Origin of the sequence: Mycobacterium sp., from assembly GCF_044370595.1 — a bacterium.
Lineage (GTDB): Bacteria > Actinomycetota > Actinomycetes > Mycobacteriales > Mycobacteriaceae > Mycobacterium.
The window spans coordinates 1-6282 of record NZ_JBILVF010000181.1 but is presented as its reverse complement, the minus strand read 5'-3'; the positions used below and the strand labels follow the sequence as shown (position 1 = coordinate 6282).

The 6282-nt window shown below is 67.0% G+C and carries 4 protein-coding genes and 1 pseudogene; all 5 read left to right on the top strand.

Going from position 1 to position 6282, the window contains the following annotated elements; translation table 11 throughout:
* Positions 1–146 precede the first annotated feature (146 nt).
* The gene (locus ADBZ5N_RS16760) at positions 147–896 is read left to right on the top strand and encodes a DUF4333 domain-containing protein (protein ID WP_526259350.1); all 750 of its coding nucleotides are present in this window, start codon (positions 147–149) and stop codon (positions 894–896) included.
* A 68-nt stretch (positions 897–964) separates the two neighbouring features.
* Positions 965–2926: a bifunctional copper resistance protein CopD/cytochrome c oxidase assembly protein gene (locus ADBZ5N_RS16755; RefSeq protein WP_526259352.1), complete on the top strand. Its 1962-nt coding sequence runs from the start codon at positions 965–967 to the stop codon at positions 2924–2926.
* Positions 2927–3059: 133 nt separating this feature from the next.
* On the top strand, positions 3060–3554 hold the full coding sequence (locus tag ADBZ5N_RS16750) for a single-stranded DNA-binding protein (RefSeq protein WP_526259348.1): 495 nt from the start codon (positions 3060–3062) through the stop codon (positions 3552–3554).
* A gap of 56 nt (positions 3555–3610) precedes the next feature.
* Positions 3611–5287, top strand: a complete 1677-nt coding sequence (gene ettA, locus ADBZ5N_RS16745; RefSeq protein ID WP_526259346.1) for an energy-dependent translational throttle protein EttA — start codon at positions 3611–3613, stop codon at positions 5285–5287.
* A 10-nt stretch (positions 5288–5297) separates the two neighbouring features.
* Positions 5298–6282: pseudogene (locus ADBZ5N_RS16740) on the top strand (NAD-glutamate dehydrogenase); the annotation flags it as partial.

Sequence of the window (6282 nt, the reverse complement as noted above, 5' to 3'; positions counted from 1 at the left end):
TGGTTTGTTCGGCCGCGCAACCGGCGACGCTGACGATCAATGAAACCCCCAGCGTGACAACCGTCGCCCGATGAATTCGCACGTGACAATTGTTACCACCTGGCTGATAGTGTGCTCGCCGTCGACAGGCGTACAGAGGAGAAGCGTTGAAGAGCAATGTTGCGGCTTGGTGTGGTGTCGTCGCGGCGACCGGCCTGATCGGAGCCGGGTTGTCGGGCTGCTCGGCAAAGGTGGAGACCAGTTCGCAGACCAAGGTCGAAAAGTCCGTGAGCGCCGCCGAACTTCAGACGAAACTCGCCGAGCGCCTCACCACCGCCGGTAGCCCACCGCAGTCGGTGACATGCAAGGGCGACTTGGTCGGCGAGGTCGGCAAGACATCCCGCTGCGACGTGGTGTTCAGCGACACCAACAGCCTCGAGGCGATCGTCACGACCACCGGCGTCGGCGGCTCCGAACTCAGCTACGAACTGACCCCGGCGATGACCAAGCAACAGGTGGAGAAGGCCGTCGCCGGTCTGGCGTCAGCCCAGTCCGCCAAGTGCGACGCCGGGTTGGACGGCAAGGTCGGGAATACGACCAACTGCGAAATCTCCCTGGACGGGCAGACCTCCAAGCGCATCGTTGAGGTAGCCCAGGTCGATCCGGCCAAGCTCGGTATCGAATTGTCCGTCTTCATGCTGCTGCCCAAACAGCAAATCCAGGAAGTCTTGATGCAGAAGTTGTCCTCCGACGGGACGCCGGTCGAGACCGTCGAGTGCGTCGACGACGTCTCCGCCGAGGTCGGCAGTGTGGTCGAGTGTGTGGCAGTCACCGGCGACCAGCAGCAGGGCTACGACGTCACCGTCGTCGAAGCCGAGGGCGACACCGTCGACGTCGACTACAAAGTCAAGCCGTAGGACGCTGAGCCGCCCGGGGGTAGCCTCGTAGCGTGACTTCGACCGTGGCGCGTCGCAGTCCCTGGGCGATGCTGACCGTCGTCGCCGTCCTCGCGGGTGCGACCGCGGCATCCCTTGCGGCCCTTGCACTCGCCGACGCGCTGACCGCCACCGGACTGCCCGACCCCGGGCCGGTCACGACGCTAGGCCTGCCGTTCGTGCGGGCGGCGGGAGAGATCGCCGCCGCCATCGCCGTCGGCGGTTTGCTCGTCGCTGCGTTCTTCGTTCCGCCGCAGGACAATGGTGTCCTCGACGCGGACGGCTACCGCGCTCTGCGAATGGCCGGCGTGGCCGCAGCGGTGTGGGGCGTGTGTGCTGCGGCCATGGTCCCGCTGACCCTGTCGGACGTCTCCGGCAAGCCACTGCGCGATCACCTGAGCCCCGCGGAAATCTGGCGGGTCGCGGATCTGGTCGATACCGCCTCGGCGTGGCGGTGGACGGCCGTGCTGGCATTGGTCCTCGCGGTAGCCGCCAGAGCGGTACTGCGCTGGTCATGGATGCCGGTGCTACTCGGTCTGGCGTTGCTAAGCCTGGTCCCGCTGGCGTTGACCGGCCACTCCGCCTCCGGCGGCTCGCACGATATGGCCACCAACAGTCTGCTGATCCACCTGGTCGCCGGTGCGCTGTGGGCGGGCGGTCTGCTGGCCCTGTTGGCCCATGCGCTGCGCGGTGGCGATCACACCGACCTGGCGGCGCGCCGCTTCTCGAGGGTGGCGCTGTGGTGCTTTGCGGCGATGACGTTGTCGGGCATCGTCAACACCCTGGTGCGGGTGCGCCTGCCCGACCTGTTCACCACCTCCTACGGGGTACTCATAGTCGGCAAGATCGTCGCACTGGGCGTGCTGGGTGTGATCGGCGCTCGTCAGCGTCGCCGCGCGGTCTTTGCGTTGCAGTCCGACCCCGCCGCCCGGGCGCCGTTGATCCGGTTGGCCGTCGCCGAGGCCCTGGTGTTCGCTGTGACGTTCGGCATTGCGGTCGGACTCGGCCGAACGCCACCGCCCCCGCCGGCGGTGCTGAACCCCTCGCCAGTCGAAGTGGCACTGGGATACGACCTCGCCGGTCCGCCCACCATCGCCCGGATCCTGCTGGATTGGCGTTTCGATCTGTTGTTCGGCACGGCCGCGATCGTCCTGGCGGCGTTGTACGTCGCCGCGGTGGTGCGACTGCGGCGCCGTGGCGACGCCTGGCCGGTCGGCCGGACGGTGTCCTGGCTGCTCGGCTGCGCGTTGCTGCTCTTCGCCACCTCATCGGGGCTGGGCCGATACATGCCGGCGATGTTCAGTGCCCATATGGGTGCGCACATGCTGCTGTCAATGCTCGTCCCCATCCTGATGGTGCTCGGGGCGCCCACCACGCTGGCGTTGCGCGCGTTGCCGACCGCGGGAAAGGGCAATCCGCCCGGTCCGCGGGAATGGCTTCTGGCCGGTCTGCACAGTCGGTTTTCGCGGTTCTTCACCCACCCGGTGGTGGCCACCGTGATGTTCGTGGCCGGCTTCTACGCGTTGTACTTCGGCGGCATCTTCGACGTCGCGGTCAGCAACCACGCCGCGCACGTGCTGATGAACCTGCACTTCCTGCTCACCGGCTACCTGTTCTACTGGGCGGTGATCGGGGTGGATCCGACCCCGCGGGTGATTCCGCCGCTGGGCAAAATCGGGATGGTGTTCGCCTCGATACCGTTGCACGCCTTCTTCGGTGTGCTGCTGATGGGAATGGCGGACGTGCTGGGTGAGCAGTTCTATCGATCACTCCAATTACCCTGGCACACCGACCTTCTCGGCGACCAGAAGCTCGGTGGCTCGATCGCCTGGGCGGCCGGTGAGATCCCGCTGGTGATGGTGCTAATGGCGTTGCTGATCCAATGGCAGCGCACCGATCGGCGCACAGCGACCCGGCTGGACCGGGCCGCCGAACGTGACCACGACGCCGATCTGGCCGCCTACAACGCCATGCTCGCCGAGTTGGCCCGGCGCGACCGCGCCAGTCGCTGACATTCATCCACAGACCCTGATTGCTCCACAGCCGCCCACCCGGGTGTGTCTGGCGGGGCGGCGCAGTGTCGGTGCTGTCGTGCCCACTGGGTAGCGCGAAACCCGCACCGAACGCCCGAAGAAAGGACCTGACATGTTCGAGACACCCATCACCGTGGTCGGCCGCATCATCACCGATCTCCGCCGCCGGGTCGTGGCCGGCCAGGAAGTGATCAGCTTCCGGGTTGCCAGCAATTCCCGTCGCCGCACCGCCGAGGGCACCTGGGAGCCGGGTCAGACGCTGTACATGACCGTCAACTGCTGGGGGAAACTGGTCACCGGAGTGGGGGCTGCGCTCTACAAGGGCGCCCCGATCGTCGCGGTCGGAACCGTGCACACCAGTGAGTACGAGGACCGCGACGGGGTAAAACGGTCCTCGCTGGAAATGCGCGCCTCAGCCGTCGGGCCGGACCTGGCCAGGGTTATCGTTCGCATCGAGCAGGCCCCACAGCACCACGACGGGCACGCGCTGGAGTCTCCCGAGGACGCCGGGGATGGGGATGACGATCACATCGACAACGAAGCCGACGATGCCGACGCCGATGCCCACGCCGAGGCCGAGGCCGAGGCTCTGACGCTCTCAGCGTGACCGCCCGGGCGGTCGCGCCGGTCAAACCCGGCGTGACCGCCACCTAGGATGGGCCCGTGGCGGAATTCATCTACACCATGCGCAAGGTCCGCAAAGCCCACGGCGACAAGGTCGTCCTCGACGATGTCACGCTGAGCTTTCTGCCGGGAGCCAAGATCGGCGTCGTCGGGCCCAACGGCGCGGGCAAGTCAAGCGTGCTGCGCATCATGGCCGGACTCGACCAACCCAACAACGGCGACGCATTCCTGGCGCCCGGCGCGACCGTGGGCATCCTGCAGCAGGAGCCGCCGCTGAACGAGGAGAAGACCGTCCGCGGCAACGTCGAGGAGGGCCTCGGGGAGATCAAGGTCAAACTCGACCGTTTCAACGAGGTCGCCGAATTGATGGCCACCGACTACACCGACGAGTTGATGGAGGAGATGGGCCGGCTGCAGGAGGAGCTCGACCATGCCGACGCCTGGGACCTGGACTCCCAACTGGAGATGGCGATGGACGCGCTGCGCTGCCCGCCGCCCGATGAGCCGGTCACCCACCTCTCCGGCGGTGAACGCCGCCGGGTGGCGCTGTGCAAGCTGCTGTTGAGCAAGCCGGACCTGCTGCTGCTCGACGAGCCCACCAACCACCTCGACGCCGAAAGCGTGCAGTGGCTCGAGCAACATCTGGCCGATTACAAGGGCGCCATCCTCGCGGTCACCCACGACCGCTACTTCCTCGACAACGTCGCCGAATGGATCCTGGAACTCGACCGCGGCCGGGCCTATCCGTATGAGGGCAACTACTCGACGTACCTGGAGAAGAAGGCCGAGCGCCTCGAAGTGTCCGGCAAGAAGGATCAGAAGCTGCAGCGCCGACTCAAGGAAGAGTTGGCCTGGGTGCGCTCCGGCGCCAAGGCCCGGCAGGCCAAGAACAAGGCACGCCTGCAGCGCTACGAAGAGATGGCGGCCGAAGCGGAGAAGACCCGCAAACTCGACTTCGAGGAGATCCAGATCCCGGTCGGGCCTCGGCTGGGCAACGTCGTCGTCGAGGTCGAGCACCTGGACAAGGGCTATGACGGCCGCATCCTGATCAAAGATTTGTCGTTCACGCTGCCGCGCAATGGAATCGTCGGGGTCATCGGCCCCAACGGCGTCGGCAAGACAACGTTGTTCAAGACCATCGTTGGTCTGGAGAAGCCCGACAGCGGAACCGTTCGCGTCGGCGACACCGTCAAGCTCAGTTACGTCGACCAGAGCCGCGCGGGCATCGATCCCAAGAAGAACGTATGGGAGGTCGTCTCCGACGGTCTTGACTACATCGAAGTGGGCCAGAACGAGATCCCGTCGCGCGCCTACGTCTCGGCGTTCGGGTTCAAAGGCCCCGACCAGCAGAAGCCGGCCGGTGTGCTCTCCGGAGGTGAGCGCAACCGGCTCAACCTGGCGTTGACCCTCAAGCAGGGCGGCAACCTGCTGCTGCTCGATGAGCCCACCAACGATCTTGACGTCGAGACGTTGGGCTCGCTGGAGAACGCCCTGGAGAAGTTCCCCGGCTGCGCGGTGGTGATCTCGCATGACCGCTGGTTCCTGGACCGCACCTGCACCCACATCCTGGCCTGGGAGGGTGACGCCTCCAACGAGGCGACGTGGTTCTGGTTCGAGGGCAACTTCGGCGCCTACGAGGAGAACAAGATCGAGCGCCTCGGGGCTGAGGCGGCGCGCCCGCACAGAGTGACCCACCGCCGGCTGACCCGGGACTAGTGTTTGGGCTGTGACGGCCGGCCCGGGCACCTCCCCACTCGCACGCGCATACGCGGCCACCTATCGCGGCCCGGACTCAGGGGCGTTCCCCGACGTCCCGGGCGCGGGAGACGAGGTACCACCGGCGCTGATCAGCGCTCAGGAGCAGCTGGCGGCCCGCCGACAGGTCGGCCAGAGCCTCGTCGAGGTCTACGGTGCCGATCACGGCGGGTTCGGCCCCGCTCTACAGATCGTCACCGATCAGGCATCCATGCTGATGGACTCGGTCACCGTGCTGCTGCACCGCCTCTCGGTGGGTTACGTCGCGTTGATGCATCCCACGATGCGGGTCCGACGCCACCCGGACGGCTCGCTGGCCGAGGTGAGCCCCGCCGGCCCCGACGCAGGTCCCGACGCCGACGCCGGTGTCCTCGAGGAGTCCTGGATCCACATTCAGCTTTCCGAGCCGGTCAACCAGCGCGCGCTGGCCGAAGCGGTTCGGCTGCTCCCGTTGGCCGTCGCCGACGCCCGGCAGGTGGCGCAGGATTCCGCGGCACTGTCGGCCGCCCTGCTGAGCCTGGCCCACGACGTCGCGGCCGACGACGGCACCCGGTTTGCCGGCACGGACCGGATGGACCTGTCGTATCTACTGCGCTGGCTCGACGTCCACTTCGTTGTGCTGGGCGCGCTGCGCTGCACCGTGCGCGACGGGCTGACCACCGCCGACGAGAGCAGCCGGCTGGGGGTGGCCCGGCTGCGAACCGAGGTGCTGCCCGAACTCACCGAACCGGGGGAGACCCTGGTGCTGGCACAGGCCACCATGCCCAGCTTTCTGCGGTACGGCTCCTACCCCTACATCGTGGCGGTCCGCGAAAACAGCGACTCGGGCGTCATCGAGCATCGTTTCGTGGGGCTTTTCACCGCCGCCGCGATGAACGCCAACGTGCTTGACATCCCGCTGATCTCCCGGCGCGTGCAGGAAGCGCTCGCGATGTCCCACGACGATCCTCGCAATC